This is a genomic window from Bradyrhizobium sp. 186 (assembly GCF_023101685.1).
GTDB lineage: Bacteria > Pseudomonadota > Alphaproteobacteria > Rhizobiales > Xanthobacteraceae > Bradyrhizobium.
Map to the genome: position 1 here is coordinate 227,921 of NZ_CP082165.1, position 23,951 is coordinate 251,871.

General features: G+C 61.0%; 21 protein-coding genes and 2 pseudogenes. 7 read left to right on the forward strand and 16 right to left on the reverse strand.

The features are described from left to right. Positions 1-3: 3 nt before the first annotated feature. The 10 genes from IVB18_RS50795 to IVB18_RS50840 form a co-directional block, all read right to left on the reverse strand. Positions 4-1,017, reverse strand: a complete 1,014-nt coding sequence (locus tag IVB18_RS50795; protein ID WP_247992006.1) for an ABC transporter permease — start codon at positions 1,015-1,017, stop codon at positions 4-6. Further along, complete coding sequence (locus tag IVB18_RS50800) at positions 1,017-1,958, reverse strand: ABC transporter permease (RefSeq protein WP_247992007.1); 942 nt, start codon at positions 1,956-1,958, stop codon at positions 1,017-1,019. Before IVB18_RS50800 ends, IVB18_RS50795 begins: the two co-directional genes overlap by 1 nt. A gap of 32 nt (positions 1,959-1,990) precedes the next feature. Continuing rightward, a complete protein-coding gene (locus IVB18_RS50805; RefSeq protein ID WP_247992008.1) occupies positions 1,991-3,529 on the reverse strand; it encodes a sugar ABC transporter ATP-binding protein in 1,539 nt (512 codons plus the stop codon). Positions 3,530-3,601: 72 nt separating this feature from the next. After that, positions 3,602-4,267 carry a FadR/GntR family transcriptional regulator gene (locus IVB18_RS50810; RefSeq protein WP_247992009.1) on the reverse strand — a complete coding sequence of 222 codons (666 nt, stop codon included), beginning with the start codon at positions 4,265-4,267 and terminating at the stop codon, positions 3,602-3,604. Positions 4,268-4,432: 165 nt separating this feature from the next. Further along, complete coding sequence (gene fabG, locus IVB18_RS50815; protein ID WP_247992010.1) at positions 4,433-5,182, reverse strand: 3-oxoacyl-ACP reductase FabG; 750 nt, start codon at positions 5,180-5,182, stop codon at positions 4,433-4,435. Positions 5,183-5,199: 17 nt separating this feature from the next. Next, positions 5,200-6,336: an ABC transporter ATP-binding protein gene (locus tag IVB18_RS50820; protein ID WP_247992011.1), complete on the reverse strand. Its 1,137-nt coding sequence runs from the start codon at positions 6,334-6,336 to the stop codon at positions 5,200-5,202. After that, positions 6,255-7,277 carry an ABC transporter ATP-binding protein gene (locus IVB18_RS50825; protein ID WP_247992012.1) on the reverse strand — a complete coding sequence of 341 codons (1,023 nt, stop codon included), beginning with the start codon at positions 7,275-7,277 and terminating at the stop codon, positions 6,255-6,257. Before IVB18_RS50825 ends, IVB18_RS50820 begins: the two co-directional genes overlap by 82 nt. 8 nt (positions 7,278-7,285) lie before the next feature. Beyond that, positions 7,286-8,299, reverse strand: coding sequence for an ABC transporter permease (locus tag IVB18_RS50830; RefSeq protein ID WP_247992013.1), 1,014 nt, complete (start codon positions 8,297-8,299; stop codon positions 7,286-7,288). Further along, entirely contained in the window at positions 8,299-9,240 is a 942-nt protein-coding gene (locus IVB18_RS50835; RefSeq protein WP_247992014.1) for an ABC transporter permease, read from the reverse strand. Before IVB18_RS50835 ends, IVB18_RS50830 begins: the two co-directional genes overlap by 1 nt. Before the next feature lie 56 nt (positions 9,241-9,296). Next, complete coding sequence (locus IVB18_RS50840; protein WP_247992015.1) at positions 9,297-10,877, reverse strand: ABC transporter substrate-binding protein; 1,581 nt, start codon at positions 10,875-10,877, stop codon at positions 9,297-9,299. Positions 10,878-11,189: 312 nt separating this feature from the next. On the opposite strand from IVB18_RS50840, the gene IVB18_RS50845 reads away from it, so the two are divergent. From IVB18_RS50845 to IVB18_RS50865, 5 genes are all read left to right on the forward strand, one after another. After that, complete coding sequence (locus IVB18_RS50845; protein WP_247992016.1) at positions 11,190-12,170, forward strand: asparaginase; 981 nt, start codon at positions 11,190-11,192, stop codon at positions 12,168-12,170. A gap of 112 nt (positions 12,171-12,282) precedes the next feature. Then, positions 12,283-13,188, forward strand: a complete 906-nt coding sequence (locus IVB18_RS50850) for a polysaccharide deacetylase (RefSeq protein WP_247992017.1) — start codon at positions 12,283-12,285, stop codon at positions 13,186-13,188. A 50-nt stretch (positions 13,189-13,238) separates the two neighbouring features. Further along, a complete protein-coding gene (locus tag IVB18_RS50855) occupies positions 13,239-13,556 on the forward strand; it encodes a hypothetical protein (protein WP_247992018.1) in 318 nt (105 codons plus the stop codon). 24 nt (positions 13,557-13,580) lie between these two features. Beyond that, a complete protein-coding gene (locus IVB18_RS50860; RefSeq protein WP_247992019.1) occupies positions 13,581-14,522 on the forward strand; it encodes a GTP-binding protein in 942 nt (313 codons plus the stop codon). A gap of 45 nt (positions 14,523-14,567) precedes the next feature. Then, positions 14,568-15,041 (forward strand): hypothetical protein, encoded by a 474-nt coding sequence (locus IVB18_RS50865; protein WP_247992020.1) that lies wholly within the window; start codon positions 14,568-14,570, stop codon positions 15,039-15,041. Here the strand turns inward: IVB18_RS50865 and IVB18_RS50870 are convergent. Next, positions 14,962-15,297: pseudogene (locus IVB18_RS50870) on the reverse strand (gentisate 1,2-dioxygenase); the annotation flags it as partial. The gene IVB18_RS50865 and the pseudogene IVB18_RS50870 overlap by 80 nt on opposite strands. Positions 15,298-15,593: 296 nt before the next feature. Here IVB18_RS50870 and IVB18_RS50875 point away from each other — a divergent pair. Together IVB18_RS50875 and IVB18_RS50880 are read left to right on the forward strand one after the other, a co-directional pair. Next, positions 15,594-16,013: an FCD domain-containing protein gene (locus IVB18_RS50875; RefSeq protein WP_247992021.1), complete on the forward strand. Its 420-nt coding sequence runs from the start codon at positions 15,594-15,596 to the stop codon at positions 16,011-16,013. Positions 16,014-16,195: 182 nt separating this feature from the next. Then, a pseudogene (locus tag IVB18_RS50880) lies at positions 16,196-16,822 on the forward strand (MFS transporter); the annotation flags it as partial. Between the two features lie 1,165 nt (positions 16,823-17,987). Here the strand turns inward: IVB18_RS50880 and IVB18_RS50885 are convergent. The 5 genes from IVB18_RS50885 to IVB18_RS50905 form a co-directional block, all read right to left on the reverse strand. After that, positions 17,988-19,274 carry a DUF6538 domain-containing protein gene (locus tag IVB18_RS50885; RefSeq protein ID WP_247992022.1) on the reverse strand — a complete coding sequence of 429 codons (1,287 nt, stop codon included), beginning with the start codon at positions 19,272-19,274 and terminating at the stop codon, positions 17,988-17,990. A 336-nt stretch (positions 19,275-19,610) separates the two neighbouring features. After that, positions 19,611-20,540 (reverse strand): relaxase/mobilization nuclease domain-containing protein, encoded by a 930-nt coding sequence (locus IVB18_RS50890; RefSeq protein WP_247992023.1) that lies wholly within the window; start codon positions 20,538-20,540, stop codon positions 19,611-19,613. Positions 20,541-20,683: 143 nt separating this feature from the next. Continuing rightward, complete coding sequence (mobC, locus tag IVB18_RS50895; RefSeq protein WP_247992024.1) at positions 20,684-21,010, reverse strand: plasmid mobilization relaxosome protein MobC; 327 nt, start codon at positions 21,008-21,010, stop codon at positions 20,684-20,686. A 616-nt stretch (positions 21,011-21,626) separates the two neighbouring features. Further along, the gene (locus IVB18_RS50900) at positions 21,627-22,607 is read right to left on the reverse strand and encodes a ParB/RepB/Spo0J family partition protein (RefSeq protein ID WP_247992025.1); all 981 of its coding nucleotides are present in this window, start codon (positions 22,605-22,607) and stop codon (positions 21,627-21,629) included. Continuing rightward, entirely contained in the window at positions 22,597-23,358 is a 762-nt protein-coding gene (locus tag IVB18_RS50905; RefSeq protein WP_247992026.1) for a ParA family protein, read from the reverse strand. The genes IVB18_RS50900 and IVB18_RS50905 overlap by 11 nt, the downstream gene beginning before the upstream one ends. Between the last annotated feature and the right edge of the window lie 593 nt (positions 23,359-23,951).

Consider the following 23,951-nt stretch of genomic DNA (forward strand, 5'->3'; position numbering starts at 1 on the left):
TGATCAGCGGTTTCGCACGGTCAGCCGCCCACTCTGGAGCAGCAGAGCGATTAGGATAATCCCGCCCTGGACGAGGTCCCGGAACCCCTGTGAAAGGCTGAGGGCAGTGATGACTGTCGAAAGCGTACTGAGAAACAGCGCGCCGGCAAGCGTGCCGAGATAAATGCCGGAGCCGCCCGTCACCCGGGCTCCCCCGATCACCACCGCCGCGATGCTCGGCATCAACAGCGCATTGCCCATGTCCAACGTAGCGCTTGACGAATAGCCCGCCAGGAGGATGCCCGTAATGCCGGCGCACAGGCCGCCAATGGTGTAGACCGCAATCGTCAAGCCCGTGATCGGCAAGCCGAGAATCCGGGCGGCGCCCGGGCTGCTGCCGAGGGCATAGAGCTTGCGCCCTTCGGCGGTACGGTTCTGAAATAGCCAGGCCACCACCACGAACAGGATGATGAACAGAATCGGATAGGGTATTTCCAGCAGGCTGGTGTTCATGAACTTTTGCAGGGCCGGGGCCACCGGCTGCTGCGAACTGCCGGCCGTTAGGCCCAGGGCCAAACCGAAAAAGGTTATTCCCGATGAAAGAGTGATGATGAACGGTGGAAGCTTGGCAACCGCGACGCCGATGCCGTTGATCAACCCGATTCCGGCGCAGCAAAACAACGTCACCGGTATGGCCATGAGCAAGGCATCGTCGCTTCCCCGCGTCAATCCGGAGATCATCATGCCGCCGATTCCGATCACCACCCCTAGCGATAGATCGATGCCACCGAGCAGAATGACTAGGCCCTGCCCGAAGGAGGCTACAACCAGGAAGATCGCGGTCACCAGAATGGCGATAAGCTGATTGAACGAGCCGAAGGCGGGGTTGGCGATCTTCATGCCCGCCACCAGTATCACCGTGGCGGCCAACACCATGATGGCCGGCAGGAGTTCGGCGCCGATCAGGGCTCGGCGAGCGGGGGGTGCCTCGCTGACGGCCGCGGATACGGCTGAGATTGGAGGCTCTTGCATCTGCATCAGGCTTTCCTCACGCGTTGTACACGCGCCAGCAACGCCGAAAACTGCCCGAAGAAGATCGCCAGGATCATGATGATTCCGTTGAAAATGTTCGTGTAGAAATCGGCGACGCCAAGCGCGAACAGCATTTTCTGCAGCACGGTGAGAATTCCCGCACCCGCAAGGGTACCGAAGACCCCTCCCCGTCCCCCGTTCAGTGAAGTGCCGCCGATGGCGACGGCCGCATACATGAAGAGCAGAAAGGAATCGCTGATGCGTGGGTCGCCCGAGCCGATCTCCGCGCAATAGACATAACCGGCCATCGCGTAACACAGGCCCGACGAGACGAAGGCAAACAGCTTCGTCGACCGCACATTCAGGCCCGACAAGCGCGAAGCCTGCTGGTCCGTTCCCACGGCATAGAGCCATATGCCCATGCGCGAATGCTTCAACAGAAGCCACAGGCCGGCCGCCAAGGCCAACACGATCGCCGGAGCTGGAATGCCGTAGAAATCGCCAGTCAGGGTGTTGACGATCGCGTCCGTCACCTCGCCGCCGGGTGCCGGCAGAACCAGAAGGGCGACGCCCTGGCAGGCGATCAGCGTGCCCAGACTCACGGCAAGGGATTGCAGATTGAGATAGGCGACCATGAACCCGTTCAAGAAGCCGACCGCCGCACCGATCGCAAGAACCGCCACCAGGCTGCCTACGCTTCCGAAGCTGCCGGTGCTGGTTGTGGCAACAACCACATTCGCAATGGCGATGACCCCAGGGCCGGACAGATCGAGTTCTCCACAGAGCACGACAAGTGTGAGGCCAATGGACGCCAGCGCGAGCACGACCGTGTTGTTTAAAAGGTTGCCGATCCCAAACAGGGACAGTGCCGAAGGTTCATGCAGAGCATAGATCACGAGCATCACGCAGAGCAGCACGAAAGCCGCCGTAGCGCCGTTGCTGGCCATTTTCCGGAGGAAGGATGTCGATCGAACCATCGTCACGCTCCGTTCGAGGATACTAGGGATCGTTCTCCGCCGGCATAGCCCGAGGCAAAGGAGAGGATCCTGTCCTGGGACAATTCTTCACGCTTAAGTTCGCCGGCGATAGCGTTGCGGTAGAGGATCAGGCAGCGGTCACACAGATGGACCAGTTCGTCGAGCTCAGTCGTGTAGAACAGGATCGCTCCGCCCTCGCTCACGAAATCGCGCATCATGGCGTAGATGTTCTGCTTGGCACCGACATCGACGCCACGTGTCGGATCGAACAGGAGCAGGCAGCGGGGCCCGGAGAGAAGTGCGCGGGCGAGGATAGCCTTTTGCTGGTTGCCGCCGGATAAAGCGCTGATGCTCAGGGGCAGATAGCGCTCGGGCAGGTTCACCATCGGCGTCACCTTTTCAACCAGGCGTCGTTCGGCCGCCCCGTTAAGGAAATGGAACGGGCTCGCTTGGTTGATGACGGGCAGCGAAATATTGGCCTGGGTGCTGAGATCGTTGAACAGGCCTTCGGTCTTGCGCTCCTCGGGCACCAGCACCAGGCCGAGCCGGCGAGCGGCGCGCGGCGAGCGGATCGTGCCTTGTGCGCCTTCGATGGCGATCGTGCCTTCCTGCAACGGTGAAAGGCCGACCAGTGCCTTGAAGAGGTTCGACTGGCCGTGCCCTTCCAGCCCGGCGACACCGAGGATTTCGCCGGGCGCCAGCGTAAAGCTGACATCGTCGATGCCTGGCCCCTTCAACCGGCTGACCTCCAGCACAGGCGGCGCCCCCGCGCGGATGGAGGAAAGCTGGTGTGTAGCGGTCCCGATCATAGAACGGCCGGCCATGCTACTGAAAATGGCCTCATCGCTCATTCCGGCGACTTCGCTTTCCAGTACCGTCCTGCCGTTACGCAGAATCACGCAGCGCCGGCACAGGCGGCGGATCTCATCGAGCTTGTGGCTGATGTAGAGGATCGACGTGTTCCCCTGCAGCATGCGATCGACCAGACCGAACAGCCATTCCCGGTCCGCAAGGGCAGCCGTGACTTCATCCAGCAGCAGCACGGCGGGCCGACGCCAGAGCGCGCGGACGATCTCGATCCTCTGGCGCATGCCCAGCGACAGGTTTTCGACAAGTGTCGAGGAAGAAATGTCGGTGACGTCATGCGCCTCGAGGATCTGCTGAACCTCCCGTTCGAGCTGGCGCTTCGGGACGAGACCGATGCGGTTGAGCGCAGGCCGGGGCAGGAACATATTCGCAGCGACCGAAAGCGTCGGGACGAGGCTTAGTTCCTGAAATGCAGTGGACACGCCTTTGGCCCGGGCATCGACAACGCCGCGCGGACAGAAAGGCTCCCCGGCAATGCGGATTTCGCCGGTATCCGGCGAAACGATGCCGCTCAGGATTTTGACCAGTGTCGACTTGCCCGCGCCGTTCTCGCCGAGAAGGCCGCAGACCTCGCCCGCGTGGAGTTCGAACGAAACGTCGTCCAACGCAATGGTCGCCCCATAGCGCTTGGTTACAGACTTGAAGTCAAGGACGGGTTGTCGCCTGTCGTTCATCCGTTCCCTCTCCGATCCGACTGATATCGCCCTTGTCATGCAATTCCTTTGTATAGGCGGTACAGATCGGGGCTATGGCAGTTCACTCGGCAACAAACCGGCACGGCTTCCCGCCATGCTGATGTGTTTGCGCATGTAATAGCTCGCGCCCTCCGGATCATTCATCGCAATTGCTTCGACGACACGCTCATGCTCGGTGACAGCGTTCCATAGACTGCCGGGGCGCTCGGTCGGCAGGCATTGGCTTTCGAAGAGAACGCTTGCAAAAGTCTGATGCATATCGATCAGAAGCTTGTTGCCAGAGATGCGCAGAATGATCCGGTGGAAGTCGAAATCGGCCTGGGCATAGGCCGCCAGATCGAGCGCTCGGGCCGCCTTGCGAAAAGCCTCGATGCTGTCCTTCAGCTCCTCGACTTCCTCTTTTGTGTGGTCGATGGCGGCGAGCTGCGCGGCATTGCTCTCGACGATATAGCGAAACTGGTAGACCTCGCGCAGCGAATACCGAGCCGCGAAGCGCCATGAGGGTGTTGCAAGCGTATCATCCTCCGAGCTGACGACAAAGCCGCGCCCGCTCGGTTTCGCCACGATCTGCCCGATCGTGGCGAGTATCGAAAGAGCTTCGCGTAGCGTGGCACGGCTGATATTCAGATCGCGAGCGAGATCGCGCTGCGGAGGGAGCGCCTCCCCGGGCTTGATCCGCCCGTCACGGATCATCTCCTGAAGATGAGTGACAGTCATTCGGGTCACGCCAACAGCATAGTCGCGTTTTCGCCTCGGCTCATCCTCAGCCATAAGGGCAGAGACGCCAGTCCTGTTGTCGCCGATGTCTGTTGCGGCCATACTTATTTCCTTCAATTCGCGCCGTTTCAGCTTGCCGGAGCAAATCGAAAAAGCGGCGCCCGGTCAAAGCATGACGTCGCCACCATTGGGGTTCATCGTCGCGCCGACATAGTAAGCCCCTTCCTCGGAGGCGAGGAGGACCGCGGTGGGCGCAATTTCCGTCACCTGGCCGGCGCGCCTGATCGGCAATTCGTTGAGCTTGGTCTTGCGCCACTCCTCGGGTAGTCCGCGGTAGAGCTCGGTTTCGATCGGGCCGGGGCAGATGGCATTGGCCGTCACACCATCGCGGGCGACTTCATAGGCGAGCGATTTGGTGAAGCCGATGACGCCGGCCTTGGCCGCTGCGTAATGGGCCATTTCCGGCGCGCCCTTATGCCCGAGCTGCGAGGCTATATTGATAATGCGGCCGAATTTGCGGTCGATCATCGGCTTCAGCACGGCACGGGTGCACAGAAAGACGCTGCGCAGATTAACCGCCATCATCTCGTCCCACATCGAGGTACTCATTTCGGTGACTACAGATGTCGTGTCGATGCCGGCATTGTTCACGAGAATGTCGATCTGGCCGAGCTCCTTGATCGCCGCCGCCACGGCCGCCTCTACCTGGGCTTGGTTGCTGACGTCGGCAGCAACCGCCACTGTCTTGACGCCGAACTGCTTCAGTTCGGCGGTCTTGGCTTCGGCGTTCGCGATTTTGAGGTCGAGCACGGCGACATCCGCACCCTCGCGCGCGAAGGCAGTCGCGATCGCGCCGCCAATGCCGCGTGCGCCGCCGGTAACCAGTGCTTTCTTTCCTTGAAGACGTCCTGCCATTTTTTGTTTCCTGATGTTCAACGCGTTTGGGTTTGAAGAGGGGTGGCGTGGCTGTTGCGGCTAAGAATGCGTTCCGCCTCACGCATGAAGACGTTGAAGGTGTCCGATGCCGGAACCGAGGCGGCAACGTGCTCATGGCGGAAGCAATGAACGAAGTGGCCCTCCGCCACGATCGACATCGGCGGCATTTCCATGCGGCAGCGCTCGATCACAAAGGGACAGCGGGAAGCGAGGAAGCAACCTTTCGGCAGGTTGATGGGGCTTGGAATCTCGCCCTTGAGGCTGACTGTGCTCTCGATCTTCAGATGCGGGTGCGGCAGCAGGACGGATGAAAGCAGCCCGCTGGCATAGGGATGGTGCGGTCGGTTGAAGACAGTCTCGGCCGCGCCCTGCTCGACGATCATGCCTAGATACATCACCGCCACCCGATGGCTGATGAAGCGCACGGTCGAAAGATCGTGCGAGATGAAGAGATAGGCCGTGTTGCGCTCGGCCTGGATGCGCCGCAGGAGGTCGATGATCTCGGCCCGTGCCGTCGGATCGAGCGTCGAGGTCGGTTCATCGAGCACGACCAACTCGGGCCGGGTGACCATCGCGCGTGCAATTCCCACGCGCTGCTGTTGGCCGGCGGAAATCTCGGAGGGGTAGGCATCGAGCAGATCCGGATCCAGGCGCACCAAACCGATCGCCTCCAGCGTCTTGCTTTGACGTGTGGCGCGGTCGAGCTTCATCGGCAACAAGGGCTCGCTGATCGATTGCCCGATCTTCATGCGCGGGTCGAGAGATTCCGCCGGTTCCTGAAAGACAAACTGGACCTTACCCCTGATATCACCGCGTGAGCCCCCCTGCCCCGAAATCGGCTTGCCCTTGAAGCTGATCGTGCCGGCGCTCGGTTCGAGCAAACCGATGATGCAGCGCCCGACGGTCGTCTTGCCGGAGCCGCTCTCGCCCACAAGCCCCAGTGTCTCGCCGGGTTGGATTGAAAGACTCACGTTGTTGATCGCCTGCACGACCTGTTTGGAGCCGACGATCGGAAAGCGCTTGTAGAGGTTTTCCACGGCGAGAATGGCGCTCATTCGGGGCTCACGGGAAAATGGCAACGCGCAAAATGGCCTGGCCCGATCTCCGCGAAAGGCGGGCGGCGCTGGCTGCACACCGGCTGGGCCAGGGGGCAGCGATGGGCATAGCCGCAGCCCGCTGCCTGTATTTGACGCCGGCCTGTTTGGGGAACGCTCCAGGTATCGCGCAATTTCGGGCTATGCGAAAAGGCTGCCAGCAGCGTCAACGTGTAAGGATGGGCCGGTTTGAGGAACAGGCTCTCGCGGGGCGCGAGCTCCATGATCTCGCCGGCATAGAGAACCGCGACGCGGTCGCAGAAGTGGGCGGTTATGCCGATATCACGCGTGATGAACAGCATGGAGCTGCCGTGACCGGTGGCAAGACGGTTCAGCAATGACAGGATCTGCGCCTGCACGGTGACGTCGAGGCCGCTGGTCGCGTCGTCGGAAATGATGAAGGCCGGATTGCAAATCAGCGCCATGGCGATCACCACGCGCTGCGCCATGCCGCCTGACAATTCATGTGGATAGGCGTTCATGCGCCATTCCGGATCAGGGATTTGCACATCGCGCAGGATTGTGAGGGCAAGACGTGCCGCCTCGGCCCGGCTGACGCCGAGGTGAATACGCGCCATGGCGCCGATCTGCCGGCCAATGGTCATGGTCGGATTGAGCTCGGCGCGCGGATTGGGAACCACCACGGATAGGCGGCGGCCGCGCAGTTTGCGAAATTCCAGCTCCGGCAAGGCGAGGATATCGCGGCCGTCGAAGATGACCTCGCCGGTCCTGATCCGCCCCGGCGCCGGCGGAACCCCCAGGATCGAGCGCGCGAGGGTCGTCTTGCCCGCGCCGCTTTCGCCAACGAGCCCGATGATCTCACCGCGCAGCACGGCCAGGCTCACGCCCTTGAGGACCTGCTTGGGCTCGTTCGCGCCTGAAAACTCCACGCGCAGGTCCTTGATGTCGACAAGCGGGGCCGCCGCAGTCTGTGCCCTGCTCTCAAGTCGCTGTTCGGATGTAACGGCGAGTTGCGACATCCGTGATCTCAATTGCTGATGCGCGGATCGAGGAGGACGTAAATCAGGTCGACCGCGATATAGACCATGAGGGAAAAGATGGCGGAGAACAGCACGAAACCGAGAACCGGATAGATGTCGGAGTTCAGGACGCCCTGCACCGCATATTGCCCGGCTCCGCCCCAGGAAAAGACGATCTCTACCAGCACCGCTCCCCCGATCAGATAGCCATAGAGAACGCTAATGATAGTGACAATCGAAGGCAGCGCATTTCTCAGCGCATGGCGGACGACGAGATTTTGCGGCACGCCACACAGCACCTCGTAGCGGCTGAAATCAGAATCCAGCATCTTCTCCATGGTCGCCTGCGTCATCTTCAAAATGGGTCCGGCATTGAGCAGCCCGAGCGCGAGGACCGGCAGGACGAGATGGGACAGCGCGGAGCCAAAGGCGTCGAGGTCGCCGGCCAGAAGGGCATCTATGGTGTACGCCCCGGTTATCGGCTCTGGCGGGATGACGATCATGTCGATACGCCCGAGTGGCGCCGGCGCCCAGCCGAGCAGCGTGTAAAAGACGAAGATCAGCACGAGCGCGAACCAGAAATCCGGAAGCGCACCAGCGCCGAGGCCGTAGAGATCGGCAAGGCGCGCGACCCAGCCGTTCGGCTGCTTGGCGGCAAAGACACCGAGGGTAATGCCCACCACGACCGCGAGCAGCAGCGACAGGGTCACAAGCTCGAGCGTTGCGGGGAAGCGTTGCATCAGATCCTCCAGGACCGGCCGAGTTGTCTGCCAGGAAGTGCCGAGATCGCCATGCAGGATACTTTTCACATAGATGAAGAATTGAATGTAAAGCGGCTGATCTAGTCCGAGCGATCCACGCAGGCTCGCAATGGCATCCGTCGTCGCGGTTGGTCCGAGCATCAGCACGGCCGGATCGCCGGGAATGCTCTTCACCAAAAGAAAGCTGACGAGCGCGATGCCCAGCAATTGCGGGATGACGAAGGCGAGGCGCTTGGCAAGATAACTCAGGACCCGCATCATCAAACCTGCTCCAGGGATTGATGCCTGGATGCGGCGGCAGCACGACCCGCGCGACGCTGGCGCGCATCGTTCAGCAATTGGCGGCGCTTGGCGGGATCGGCCAGGACCTCGATCGAGGCGCCAACCAGCGAAAAGCCGAAGACGGTAATGGCAAGCATGGCGCCCGGGAACATTGACGGCCACCATTGGCCGGTGACGACGTTCTGGAAGCCCATGGCAATCATGCTGCCCCATTCCGGGGTGGGCGCGCGCACGCCGGCGCCGATAAAGGACAGGGCCGCGGTCAGCAGAATTCCCCAGCCGACATTGATCGAGAGCTGCGCCAGAACCGGCGCCATCGCATTCGGGATGACATGGCGGGCGATGGTCTGGAAATCGGAAAGGCCGTTGACGGTGGACGCCTCGACATAGCGCATCGAGCGGATGCTCAGCACCTGTGAACGCATCAGACGCAGATAGATGGGTGCGTTGACGAAAGCGATGGCGAGCACGACCGTCTGGATGCTCTGCCCGAGGCTCGCCACCAAGGCGATCGCGAACACGAAGACCGGAAAGGCCTGCAGCACGTCGGCAGCGCGCATTACTGCGAACGAGACCCAAACGCGGATGCCGCGCCCGCTGCTGTAGTAGCCGACAAGCGCGCCCATGGAGCCGCCCAGAAGCGCCGAAAGCACGGTGCCGCAAATGGCGATGGTCAGATCGATGCGGGGGGCATAGATCGCCCGGCTGAAGATATCCATGCCGACATTGTCGGTCCCGAACAGATGACTGCCGCCGGGCGGCTGCAGGAAATTAGTCGAGTCAGCTTGTGTCGGCGAATAGGGCGCAATGAGCGGAGCCAAGATCGCGAGAATGACAACAATGGCGACGATCAGATATCCGACAGCGAAACGCGGTCTGATCACCGCGATGCGTGTGCACAAGCCAAGAATGGCGAGCATGGGCACCCTTTGATCAAAAGGCCCCTCCGGAGCATGCCCCGGAGAGGCGAAGGCCGTCAGCCTCGGGAGAAGTCCTGAAAGCGCAGATTGTTCGACGTGTAGTAGGTAAAGCCCTTCAGATTTGCTTTGCGAGCCAACGTATATTTGGGATAGGCAATGAATCCCCAGGGCGCATCTTCCATCAGCGTCTTCTGGACTTGCTTGTACTTCTCCAGACGGATCGCATTGTCCAACGTCGCCAGCCCTTCGGTAATGAGAGCATCGACGTCGGTACTGACATAGTTGGAATAGTTTACGTAACTTTTCGAGTTGAAATAGAGATATGTGGAATAGCCCGGATCCGGCGTCCACGGCGAATCCAGATAGAAAATCATCGGCTTGGCGCGCTTGGTGACGTTTTCGTAGAACACACCAGCGGGAAGTTTTTCGAGCGTCAGCTCGATGCCGATCTGGCGTAGCGATGTCTGGATCAGAAGTGCGATCGGCTCCTGGGTCGGATCGCCCGCATTGTAGGAAAGCGTCGTGCTGAGCCCCTTGCCGACACCGGCTTTCTCGAGCAGCGCCTTGGCCTTGGCCAGATCGTAGTTGTAGGAGAAGAAGCTCTTGTCAGCCATCGGGTAGATGTAGGGCATCGGCGCCGTCTGGAGATCGGCATACCCGTAATAGATCGTGCGAATGATCTCATCGTGCGGAATTGCCAGGTTGACGGCCCGGCGCACATCGACATTGTCGAACGGCGTGATCTTGGCGTTGAGCTCCAGCCAGATCATGTAGGACGAGTTGACCGCATCGACCGCTACGGTCTTCTGGCTCTTCAGTGCTTCCATTTCGCGCGGCTGAAGGAACTGGGCGATGTCGACCGCGCCACCCTGCAGCAGGGAGAAGCGGCTCGCCGATTGCGGCACTTCGCGCATGATGACGCGCTTCATGGCCGGCTTGGTGTCCCAATAATCGTCGCGCGCCTCGAAGACGGCCTGCTGGCCTCGCACGAGCTGGGCCAGCTTGTAGGGTCCGAAGCCCGCGCTCTCGTTCTTGAGAAAGTTGACGGCCCACGGATCGGCCGAGCCGCCGACCGCGGCACATTTCGTTGCGTCGTAGATCGGGTTGGCAAGGTTGCATTGCTGCTTCAGCAGGAGCGGGTTGGGCTTGTCGAGATTGAATGAGAGCGCATAGTCGCCCTCGACCTTGATCTGGTCGGGCGAATTCAGGCCGAGCACGGCGGTCTGGAACAGGCCCTGTCCTTTCAGGTTGAACTTGCGGTCCCACGTCCATTTCACATCCTTGGATGTGAACAGATTTCCCCAGTTCGATTTGACGCCCTCGCGCAGCTTGAAGGTAGCACGGCGACCGTCGGGCGAAACATCCCAGGCCTCGGCCAGACGGCCCTTGAGCGCCATGTTGTTGGGCTTGTCGGCATGAACCGACGTGTCCTCGCGCAACACGCCCGGCGCGTTGGGATCCTCGACCTTTTCGTAGGCAAGCATGTACTCGTAGAGAGCACCCAGCGCATCGATGGAGCCGACGCTGACGTCGAATTCGATGTCGAGCCCTTGCGGCGTGGCTGGCGCGGCGATGACCAGGGTGTCGCCGGCGCCTTGCGCAAACGCCGCGCCCGTTCCCAGGGAGGCAGGCAACATCGCGGCGCCACCGGCTGACGCCACTGTCTGGAGGAATTGTCGACGGCTTGGTCCAAGTTTCACTCGAGTAAACAGGTCAGACATTGACGATCCCCATGCACATGGCGCTGTTGTTGATCTGCTTTCCATACGGTCCGACCAAAATCGATCAATGCGATAAAACCACCATATTGGTCAGGCCGTCAATGGCAAAAAATGGGCGAGAGCCGCCTATATCTTAGGATAGCGAGGGTAAAAACAGGCTCTGGTTGATTTTTCGGTCAGACCATAATAGTCAGGAGGCGAGCGCGAGAGAGACAGAGACAAGGCCAGATGCAGAAAATTTGCCTGATCACCACCGGCGGCACGATCGCGTCTCGGCGCGATGAGAAAACGGGACACGTCGTTGCGGCCGTCAGCGGCTCGGAACTACGCGCCACGCTGCACGACCCGCTGGCCGGCATCGAACTCAAGGTTGAGGAATTCTGCAATGTCGGCAGTTTCGCCTTCGATCTGCCTCTGGCTTTCGTTCTCGCCACTCGCATCAACGAAAGGCTGAACGAGCCCGATTGCGACGGTGTCGTCGTCACCCACGGCACCGACACGATGGAGGAGAGTGCCTATATGGCCGATCTTCTCGTCCGCTCAGACAAGCCTGTGGTTTTCACCGGTGCCCAGCGCGCTGCTGATCAGCCGGATACCGACGGTCCGCGCAACATCGCCGATTCGGTGCGCCTTGCCGCCTCTCCTGCTGCACATGGGCTGGGGGCGATGATCTGTTTTGAACAGGAGTTTCACGCGGCCCGCGATGCGACGAAAACCCATACTTCCCGGGTCGACACCTTCACGTCCGGCGAGCATGGCAAGTTGGGCGAGGTCGACGCCGGACAGGTTTTCGTGCATCGCAAACCGACCTTGCGCCGCAACTATGCGCCCTCCGCAATCGATGCGAATGTCGAACTCATAAAATTGGTGATCGGCTCAACCGATGGCTATATCCGCTACGCCGCCGACAATGGCAGCAACGCGATCATCCTGGAAGGCTTCGGCATCGGCAATGCGACGCCTGCCGTCACCGAGGCCGCCGCCGAAATCATCAAGCGCGGCATTCCCATTATCATCACGTCACGTTGCCCGAAAGGACGTGTCAAGCCGGTCTACGGCAATGGCGGCGGTAAGGATTTATTCGCGGCCGGCGCGATCTTCGCCGGCGATCTTTCTGGCCCCAAGGCCCGCGTCCTGGTCTCCGTTCTTCTTGGTCAAGGCTGGGGCATCGACCGAATGAGGACGGAGATAGAGTTTCTGGGCGGTTAGGGCCATTCTCAATCCATGATTGAAACTGAAAACCTCTTGCCGCTCAGATGACAGTGCTTGAAGTCACGCTTCTAGGTTGAACCACCACGACAGCAAAAACAGGAGAGTTGGAATGGCCGAAAAGGAAATCATCTGCGCATTCGGAACGGATGTAGACTCCGTTGCGGGTTGGATCGGATCTTATGGTGGAGGTGATTCGCCGTCCGATATCCAGCGCGGCGTCTTCGCCAGCGAGGTCGGCGTTCCCCGTCTGCTCCGGCTTTTCAAGAAGTATAGTCTCAAGACGACCTTCTTCATCCCCGGCCATTCCATCGAAACCTTCCCGAACCAGTGCCGTCAAATCGTGGACGAGGGTCACGAGATTGGCGCGCATGGCTATACGCACGAGAACCCGGTGGCGATGACGCCCACCCAGGAAGAGGCCGTGCTCGTCAAATCGGTCGAGGTCATCGAAAAGCTAAGTGGCAGGCGCCCGCGCGGCTATGTGGCGCCGTGGTGGGAAATGTCGTCCTCGACCGCAGCGCTTCTGCAGAAATACGGCTTCCAATATGATCACAGCCAAGGTTATCGGGACTTCCAGCCCTTCTACGCCCGTGTCGGCGACAAGTGGACCGTGATCGATTACTCCAAGAAGGCCGAAGCGTGGATGAAACCGCTTGAGCACGGCAAGGAGATCGATCTGGTCGAGATCGGTGCCAACTGGTATGTCGACGACCTGCCGCCAATGATGTTCATCAAAAAATCGCCCAATAGCCACGGCTTCGTGAATCCGCGCGATATCGAATCCCTCTGGCGCGATCAGTTCGACTGGGTCTATCGTGAGATGGATTATGCGACGTTCTGCCTCACGATCCATCCGGACGTTAGCGGCCGCCCGCAGGTTATTCTGATGCTCGAACGCCTGATCGAATACATCAACGGGCACAAGGGCGTTCGCTGGGCGACCTTCGAGGAAATCGCCGGCGACTTCCGCAAGCGCTATCCGTTCGAAGGCAAGACGAGGCCGCCGGTTATCTGATCGGTCGATAGAACAGGGCCTTGGCAAACGGGATCTTGGGAGACGGGATCATGTGCGCAAATTGCGGTTTTCCCGCTGCACCGGGGCACTGGACAGAAGCGGGCGCGGCTACCGCGCCCGACAGGCTGCGCGCCCGGTTTCGCCGCGCACAGGTCCTGCAGACGATATTGTCCGGCTATGGGCTGACGGCTCACGATGACGGCGTAATACCTGGCATCACGGTCGCGACCAAGACCGGAAATCATGTGATGGCGGCCGATCTGGCGGAATTCTGGGCGGCGGCCGAACGCATCGGCGGCAAGGTGGTCGATCCCCTCGATCCGCGCTTCACCTGCGCCGACGCCGAGGACGAGAACAGGTCCCGATAGATGGTTGGCTCACCGGATGGGCGCATGAGGCTCACCATTCTTGGTGGGTTCCTGGGAGCCGGAAAGACCACGTGGCTTCGCCATCAGTTGCATCATGGACTGGCACAAAACGCGCTGGTGGTGGTCAATGAGGCCGCCGAGGTGCCGGTCGACAACGCGTTGCTTACCCGCTCTTCGCGCCTGATGGTGCTGGCCGGCGGCTGCGCCTGTTGCGAGGGTCGCGAGGCGTTCATATCGCTCTTGCGCGAAGTCTGTGATGCGCGCGTTTCCTCGGACGACCCTGCCAACAGGATCGATCGTATCGTGCTTGAAACAAGCGGTCTTGCCGATCCCGGCACGATTGTCGATGCCATCAAATGCGACCCGGTGCTGCTCCACCATATCGTGGTCAGCGAGATCGTGGTCTCCGTGGACGCGCTGCATGGGCTGGATCAATTGAGGCGCGAGCCGCTCGGGCGACGGCAGGTCGAGATCGCCGACAGGCTTGTCGTGACCAAGGTCGACGTCGCGAGCGAAGAGACGCTGCGGCCTTTGCTTGGCACGCTCAAGGCGCTCAATCCGGGCGCCGCCATTTCGGGTGCTGCCATGGGCAGCGGCACGAACCTTCCCGATTTCGAGCACGAGGCGGGCGCGTCCTTGCCCGACTTGTCGGGAGATGCTGCTGCTCCGATCACGGCAACCACGATCGACATCGACGAAACCATAGACTGGGCTGCCTTCAGCGTCTGGCTAAGCGCATTGCTGCATGCGCGAGGCGACGACATCATGCGCGTGAAGGGCGTCGTGCGAACCCCGGCCGGCCGACTGCTCCTCCAAAGCGTGCGCCATGTGGTGCAGTCGCCGGAAATCCTGCCCGAGAGTGGCGAGGCAATCGACGGCAAGGACAATGCCATCATCATCATCGGCAGGGGCTTCGACCCCAAGAGCCTGCTGCCATCCTTGCACTACTTCGCCGGACGATCTTAGGGGCGATGCTGTTGGTTGATGAGAGATGTTTGTAGCCTGATTTGGTTGGCGCTGATCGGATTGTTCCGATCGCAAGCGTCGCTGCAAGCAGAGATCTTGACGCTTCGTCGTCAACTCAACGTGCTGCGACGTAAATCGCCGCAGCGACTAACCTTCACCAGCATCGACCGTCTGGTATTCGCCGGGTTGTATCGGCTGGCACCTGGCGTTCTGGACGCTCTGAACATCGTGAGGCCGGAGACCGTGAGGATCCGCTGGCATCGTGCCGGCTTCACAGCGTATGGGCGCTGGAAATCAAGACCGCGCCGTGGCCGTCCAACGATGCCACTTGAAATCCGTCAGCTCATTCGCGAGATGAGTGTCGCTAACCCATTATGGGGGGCACCACGGCTTCACGGCGAGCTTCTCAAGCTCGGCATCGATGTCGGACAAACCACCGCGCGCTCTGTGTATGCCGATGCGCAGGCGCGACCTCACCCGGCAGCACAAGCTGCACACCGGCATAGAGATCGGTGGTGATCTTCGATTGGCCGCGAAGCCCGGGATTTTCAAGTACAAGAACACGACGTTCGGCTTCCTTTGCCGTAATCAAAGTCCCCGCCTCTAGCATCGCAGAGAGAATGTCGCTGAAGCGCCAGCTTGCCGGCTGGCACTGACTGCGCGGTTCCGGCGTGACGAGATCAGCAAGCGAAAGCCACAGCGGTGTCAGGTTCTGTCGGCTGATCCTGTCGTAGAAGGCCTGACGTTCCGGCGCGTCTACCGTCGACTCCGCGATGGGAACGCCTGCATGACGTCTCCTTCCATCAAATCATCCCTAACCATTCGCCGATCCAATCACGGCACTGCGGTTTCGTAGTTGAAGGCGAAGTCCGCCGGTGGCACCGGCCCCCAAACATAAAACGCGTCATCAGCGGAATTCTAGTGCGGCGCGAAGTCGTCCTGATGATCACATGCACGATTGGGATTGACTGCTCCTTCCAGCTAACCGTGATGTCGGGGGCGTCCAAGGTGAAATCAGTGCGCCCGATCCAAGTCTGAAACTCCGTCGAAGAGCTTTATGAAGCGCGCATTTTGATCGAGCTTGATGCGATCAATGTCGCCTTTGAGCGACAAGCGATTATACCAGATCTATTGGACGAGCTTTCCCGGAACCTCGACCAGCACGCTTTCCACCTCAAGCGGGATACGCTGAAGGACCTGACCACCGCGCTGAAGTTCGATCGGGAATTTCACCACCGCATCATTCTCGCCCGCGACAATGCGGTGGTCAGCGCCTGGCATGAGCGCATCTTGGCGCAGACCCATACGGCTTATGTCTATCTCGCAAGCGATACCAGCCACGTCTTCGATGAGCATCGCGACATTCTCGACGCGCTGAAAGCCGGCTCCCCTGCGCAAGCAAGGGAGGCGCTGGAACGACATCTGATCCGCAGCCGCGAAAGCTTGCTGGCAAATGTCCGGCGCGCGCAGTGGAGCGAGCCAAGGCGTTAGAAATCACCTCCGATCGTGCCCTGAATTCCGTCGAGCGGTGGCCGGGGTTCGCGATGGGTCGGGCATTCAATTCGCTCACCGGCACCGCTTCAAAGCACGCAATCAAGACTGGTTCCTCTCGCCAGGAACTGATGGCCAACCGCCAAAACACGCGGAGGCCATATAAAAAACGGGAGGATACGATGAGCACGACAGGAGCACTTGCGGTTAACACAGAAGCGGAAGGCACTGTCTACCGAAAGATCTCGTGGAGAGTCATCCCGCTGCTGATCGTCTGCTTCATTGTCGCCTACTACGATCGAGTCAATATCAGCTTCGCTAAACTTCAGATGCAACAGGAGTTGAATTTCAGCGATACGGTCTACGGACTAGGCGCCAGTCTGTTCTTTGTCGGCTACATCCTGTTCGAAGTCCCAAGTAATGTCATCTTGCACAGGATTGGGGCTCGAAAGTGGATCGCGCGGATCATGGTGTCCTGGGGCATCGCTTCTGCCCTAATGATGTTCGTCAGTTCTCCCATTCAGTTTTATATCATGCGATTTCTCGTCGGTGTGATGGAGGCCGGCTTCCTCCCCGGGGTCGTGCTCTATTTCACCTCTTGGTTTCCAGCTCAGCGACGTGCTCGTGCAAATTCGTTGTTCATGCTGGCGATTTCCTTGTCAGGGGTCACGGGTGGGCCGCTCGCGGGCTGGATAATGACCGGTTTGGCCGGCCTCGGCGGCTGGGCGGGCTGGCAGTGGCTTTTCCTGATCGAGGGAATTCCAGCGGTCATTCTCGGCTTTGTGGTGTTCGTCTATCTCGATGACAAACCCGACAGGCCCGAAAAGTCCGGCACGAAACCCTCCAACATCATTTCCTGCGGCATCTTGCTTTCCTCTCTTCGACTACGGGCGGGGCTTCGTCGGCGTCACGGCGACGACCGACGGCATCAGTGGCGTGCGGCGACGGACGGCGACCAGATCCGAGAACCGCTTCCAATCGACCGCGTCCTCGAACGACATGCGGACGTCGCCGCCGGCCGTCATGTCCGCGTACAGCCGCTCGTCGGTCTCGGGATCGACGAAGCCGGCGATCAGGTCGCAGAGTTCGACCCGCCCCCAGCGTTCGATGGGTTCGGCGAGCCATTGCTCGACGGCGCCGTCGGGATTTGGAACGACGCCGTCGTAGGGCGCGAACCGATCGCGGATCGAATTGACGAGCCGCTGGTGCCCCTCCTCCGCGCTACGCGCGAGCAGTTTGCGTGCGCTGTTCACCGGCATCGTCGCGAGGATGAAATCGGTGTTGCCGCCGCCGACCGCCGGAATGTAGAACTCCGAGAACGTCAGCCCAGCTCGAAGCCGAGCCACTTGGAAGTTTCTGCGTCGAAGCTGCGGCAGAAGCGCTCGGCGAGAGCCCTGAAGAACCGCGACGCATCGCTCGTCTCGCGCAGGATCGCGCTGAAGTCGGCGGCGTCCAGTCCGGCTTCGCCTTCCTCGCGGGCAAAGCGATCGGCGCACATCTCGCGGGAGAGCGGAAAAAGGTTGTCCCACATGGTGCCCTGGAAGCCGCCGAAGCCGGGCAGGAACGTCTCGATTCTCGAAAGCTCCGTCATGTCACGCCCTCCCGCCGGCATATCGACGCACAAAATCCTCGTCGGTCACGACGTGCCCCTTCCAGAGCTCGCAAGGATGCTGCTGCAGGACCTGCTCGAAGACCTCCATTGCCCGATCCGCGTCGACTCCGGGACTGTCCGAGCGGCGCACGACCGTGTCCGTCGCGCACTCGAAGGAGCGGCCGTCGACGGGGCGCCGCCCGATCGCGAAGTGACGGAAAGGGCCGACGTCGCTGTGGACGACGGTGGCCCTGCCCCTGTCGCCGTGCTCCAGTGCCAGGACCAGCGCGCGCGGCAGCGCGCCCCCTGCGCGACGATCTCGTCGGCGCCGTCGCCGTTCTCTATGAACATCGTGTAGGTGATTTTGGACATCGATCTTCCTTTCAGACCACGTAACGCGGCAATTTCTCGATCTCGCGGAGCGCCACGAGAGGCCAGGTCTCGCCGTAGTCGTCGGCGACTTTTCCGCCCGCGTGGCCTTGGATGATGTTGCGGACGTCTTCCGGCATCCCGACGAAGCGGGCGATGCTGGAGAAGCGGTGGCGCCAGCCGTGGTTCGGCGCCACGCCCTCGATGCCGAGCGCGCGCACCCATTCGGCGATGCGCTCCGCGACCTTCTTGTGGTGCGGATTCGAATCCTTGCCCCCACGGCTGCGGCCGGGGTCGTAGAACAGCGGCCGCTTGCCGCGCGACTTCGCGTAGTAGAGCAGCCCCTGCTCGATCAGGTGGCCGTGCAGCGGCACCTCGCGGTACGTGCGCGTCTTGTTGTTGGCGCCGCGGATGCGGATGATCCAGATGCCGTCGCGCTTGACGAAGTCGGCCGCGGTCAACGGCGTAAGCTCGTTGATGCGGGCGCCGGTGTAGGCGCCGATCCAGGGCAGCCAACGCCGCGCCGCCGCCATCTCCTCGCTGATCAGGTGCGACAACGGCCGCAGCGTCGCGGTCAGGATCGTCTTGGCTTCCTCGCCGTCGAAGCCCTTCTCGCGCTCCTTGACCTTCTTGCGCACGCGCACCCTCACCTCCTTGGCAGGATTCTCGGCGAGCAGCCCCTGATCGACGGCGAACTGGAACATGGCCTTGGTCGCGGCGAGGTAGACGTCCCGGACCGTGATGTTTTTCATGCCGCCTTCGAGCAGCGCGTCCTTCCAGGCGACGATGTCGGCGCGCGCGATCGCCGCGGCGTCGTCGTGACCGAGATGCGCGATCAGCCGGTCGACGACCGGCGACCACCGCTTGACGGTGGCCGGCGAGAGCTGGGCTTCCTTGCCGTAGGATTTGAAGAGGGCGCGCAGCGGCACCGGCGCCTTGTCGCTCGCGTCGACCGCGGCCGGACCGGCGAAGGAATGACCCGGCTTCGAAGGACAGGTCGCCGCGGGATCGGCGCGCGCCGAGACCGCGCCGGCCGGCCCCGCGTCCGATGCGGACTTGCACTGCAGGGGCGACAGAACACGGCCTTCGCCGTCGATGACCGCGGCGTCGATTCCCGACCACGCGCGCTCGATCCTCGCCAGCACCTCGAGGTGGCGGATGCGCGCGACGACGGGATCGCGCGTGCGCAGCGAAAGCTTGACCTCGCCCTTGCCGACGGCTTCCTTCAGCCGTTCAGGGACTCTTTTCCTTAACAGAAAGATACCGCTGTCCGGATGGCGTCTTAGAGATTCGAACCCCATGTGTACCGACCATGTGTACCGACGGCGGTCCGGAAAACCCTTTGAGATTCAAAAGGTCCGCTGTTTTCTAGGGTTTTTCGAGGGGTGGCGGAGAGGGAGGGATTCGCATCCCCGTTTATCGCTCGACGCTATACCTAGCATGATCTCCCGGTAAGCAGTTTCGATCCAAGCATCTCATAGTCGGACGCCACCTGTCGCCAGCGTGTCCCTGGATGACGTTCTGAACATCGACGTGAATGCTGACCTGCCGCGCGAGTGAAGAAAATCGATGCCGCTATCTCGATAGCTGCGGAAGATCCGACCTAGCTCAAAGAATGTCTTGGTCCATCCCCTTCGCTATCTGGTTCGCTCATCGTCTCGCGTGTCACCGCGCCGGTTGGCATCGACGCCCTGCTCTCCGGCGCGGCGCCGGCTACTGGCGAGTTCCGCAAGCTCGTTCATCAGTGCATGGCGGCGAGTTTCAACAGCGGGCATATCCTTGGCGAATTGCCTAATCTGACGCGCTAGCTCGTGATCTGCTGCCACTCCAGAGCGCTGTAGCTCGGCGGCATAGTCGAGATATCGCCGCCGGATCGCGTCCTGACGTGACTTAATCTGTTCGTCCCAAGGATGCTTGGCAGTCCTGCCGCCCCTCGCCTCCGAAAGCACCTCGTGACGGGCGAGCCGGTCGACATCTGGCGTGATCTTTCGCTTGCGTAAAGCGAGCACCGGCCCGCGATCTGCCTTTCGAACCCGTCCGCGGGTTCGCCGCGGCGTTGCCTCCGCCGCGATCCAGCGAAGCCGGAGTTCGCCAGCAAACCGCTCCCGCCAGGCCTGAAGATCCGCCTTGCGAGGGCTGAGTCGCTTGCCGTCATGGCCCAGCGACCGAACGGTCAAGTGCACGTGGGGATGCTTGTCGTCGAGGTGCTGGACGAAGACGTAGTCGTGATTGTAGCCGAACGTCTCGACGGCAAATGCCCGGGCCGAATCCTTGACTGCGACGGCATCGGTGCCAGCCGGCATCGACAGAATGATGTTGATCGAAAGCGATCCATCGCGGCGGCGCTTGTTGTCGAGAACAGAATCATCCTCCCATTGTTGTTGCAGATCTTTCAATCCGGAACGACCCGCCATCGTTGCGCCCTGCTCTGTTTCACCATCGAGCTCGCCATTTCGCGTGATGTATGCCAAGTGCGACTTGAGATGCGCCGCGTCCCTGGTGCGACCGGTGATCTTAACCATTACCTCTGGCGCTCGGCGTACGATGCGTTCGAGCTTTGCACGCATCGCAGGCGTAAGGCGGCCGGGAGCGGCCGGATCGGGGATATCCCACTCGGCCCGCCGTGGGCGCCGATTGGGCGTTTCCCAGACATACGAGATCGGCGGAAGTTCGGAGGCCAGGTCGGTCGGCCGCGGCGAGTGGCGCCTACTCATCGCCGCCCATCCCAATAATTCGCGTTGCCGTGCAGCGCATTGCGTAGTTGCGCAAGCTCTCTTTCAATGACCATTTTGGCCTCTTGAATTGCGGACAGATCGAGCTCAACCGCCCTGCCCTGCAACACACTGGTGTTTGCGGCACGCGCGATCTGGTTGATGTTGCCCCCGATCCGGTTGAGCTCGCGAACGATCGCGCGAAGCGCGTCGTGCTCGTCCGGGGAATGCTGCACTGGTGACCCCAATCGCGAGCGCACCAGCGCGACAATCCAGCCGGTTCGGGTCATGCCACGCTGATGTGAAACTTCCGCGATCTGCCGCATCTCGCTCTCGCGAAATCGCACCGTCACCTTCTCCGGCCGTCCGACCGGCAACGCCAAGATGCGCGGCGCTGGCGCGGCTAGGGCATCAGCAATGAGACGCCGCAGCAGCGCGGACTTGCCGCCCTGGGTAGCTGCAAGAATTGAGAACTCCGCAGCGACTTCGTCGGGGACGCGAAGCGAGATCAGAGCCATGCACTCCAATCCCAATCGCGATGTAATACATCGCTGGCGCGAAGCCTATCCTGCACTAGAAAGCGCGAATCCTTCGACCCCCTCCATGTTGGTTCAAACCAACGGGCTCGACATTCAAAGCTCGGAAGTTGCTGCAGGTGAGATCCAACCCAGCCGGCGATCGATGCGGAGAGTTCCTCTGGGAATGACGCAGCCGTCGCCCCTAATGCTGGTACTTCACGAGCCCCGCGCGTGCAGATCGGCAACATTAGTACCGAGCATGTGGACCGCGGCTTTCCAGCAGCCTCCGGCCTCTCTACGGCGCTGTGGGGGGCGCGTTCGGCCTCCGGCTGCTGCGCTAACGCGCCATCCTTCGAATGGGAAATCCGCTGCGCCGGCGCACCAACTGTAGCAGCGTTTCTGAGGAAGCTCTCTAAGACAAGCTTCATGCGAACAGGATCTCTTCAATTGTGACCGTCGATGCCGGAACCTCTTCCGCTTCTTCTGCGCCATCGATCAGCAGCACGGCATGGCGTGAGCCTTGAGACGCGAGTCGATCGACCAGAAGACAGCCACTTCGATCTTGGTGACGCACTCTGATCGTCAGTGATGGGCTCATTCGCGCGTTCCGATCGACCGAAGAGTGGGAGGACTTTTCCGCGATCGCCGTTACACGGTCTGTCTCTATGGGTCGCAATGCCGCTTGCGTTGCGACCGGGCTTCGCGGTGGTTGATCTCCAGGAGGCCCCTCGCCGTCAGCAGGGGAACCGCGGACCTCAGTGCGAATTTTGCGGGCCAGCTGACGGGCGTGTGCGTCGGTGAAGCTCTCCTGTGCTGCGCATAAGGTCTCGACGGCGTTGGGCTGCTCACGCCAAGCCTGGTAGAGTTCATACACAGCACGGATTGATGAGCCGGCAAGCTTCGATCGGAGGAACTCCGGCATACTCTGGACCGAAGCGTAGCGAGAAACCCAGTCCTTAGGCTTACCCAGCTTGCGCGAGATGTCAGCTTGGTTATCACCCCGCTCCAAGCGGTCCGCGATGAATGCCGCAATTTCGGGGGCATTGAGGTCGTCGCGCTGAATATTCTCGATCATCTGAACATAACGATCCGCAGAACCAACGGCATGAATGAAAGTCGGGATGTCGCGGAGCCCGGCGCGCTTCGCAGCACGATACCGCCTCGCACCCATGATGATCACGTACCGGCCTTCCTCGGTCGCTTGTCGCAGCACGATCGGTTGCAGCACGCCATGCTGACGGACCGATTCCGCAAGCTCCTCGAGCTTCGGTTCGTCGAAGCTGCGACGAGGCTGGTCCGGATCTTCGTCAATACGGTCGATGGCGATGCAAGTCGGTTGTCCGATTGTGGCGGCACCATCTTCCGCGACGTCGATGAGCTGCTTAAAGCTGAGATCAAGCGCCATGTGCCGTCTCGTCCATCTGCGCGACGATCTTGGCGAGAACATCGCGGATTTCTCGGCCAGCCTCCTGCGCAGAGCGGCGCTTCAGCTTCCAGACCGGCAGGCGTTCTGCGACGGCCTCAGCGTAGCCGTCCCTTGCAACGATCTGGCCCGGGAAGACATATTTGCCCGCCTCGCGCAAGAGTTGCTCAAGATGGGTCCTTTGACGGGGCGACTTCGTGTTGAAGTTCGAAGGCAGCAACCCGAGGAACCTCGTATCCTGGCGGCCATAGCGCCTCTGCACGCCGATCACGGTCTGCATCAGACCTTTGACGCCCTTGATCGAATAGTCCTCCAGATAGATAGGGGCCAGCACATGCGAGGCCGCAACCAAACAGCCGACACTGCGAAGTCCCAGTGACGGCGGCGTATCGATGACGCAGGCGTCGAACTGATCCGACGCGAAAGCGAGGTTCTCTTGCAGAGTCGTTATGGCGGTCGCGTTGCTGCGATCGAGATCAGTCAGCGAACTATCGGCCGGCGCGAGCGTTAGGCCTTCATCTTCCCGAGGTACGACGCGTATCCCCGGCTTGAACAGATCCGCGGCTAACGTTGAACCGGCGTAGTGCCTCAACGTATCCGACGCATTGCTCTGCGCATCGACGTCGATCACGAGAACGCGGAGATCCGCTTCCGCCATGAACCAAGCCAAATGCACCGCAAGCGTCGTCTTCCCGACCCCGCCCTTTTGATTGTTGATGACAATGGTCTTCATCTTAAGGTCCGAAATGGTGTAACAGCGCGGAGGTCATATTCTCGTCCGCCATGTCCTGGGGGATGTTGGTTTGAACCAACAGACGATTGCGAATCCGGTCACCGGAACGATCCCGGAATTCATCCGGCGAATCCCCTGCCAGAAGAGTCAGGTCAGTCCATAGCCCTCGAGGGGAAGAAATTCTGGGACGCGAGACTGGGATTGTGCTCGTTGCTGGGCGCTCTGCGACACGGTCGCGAGAGGATCGTCACGCGAAGGTGCGGAGACCGCTTGTGGGCTCCGGGACCGTCGCCGCGGCGGCGCGAGTAGAGCCGTGCCCGAAGGGGCGCGCGCAAGCAGGCAAGGCTGTAAGAGCCGCAGGAAGCTTTGAATTAAGAGCCGATCTCTTGCGGGCGGCTGTTGTGATCAGGACTGGCGCAATTGCAAGCTAGGCATTGCGACGCGCGCGTCCCGATGGCGAAGTCTCCATCGAGGAGAGATTCAATCCGGCAATAGGACGGGTGCGCGGCATTTCCGCCCTCAATTGACCTATCGATAAAACGAATCGATCTGCCCGGTCGATTCATAAAACTCATTGGACGCCGCTTCCCTAG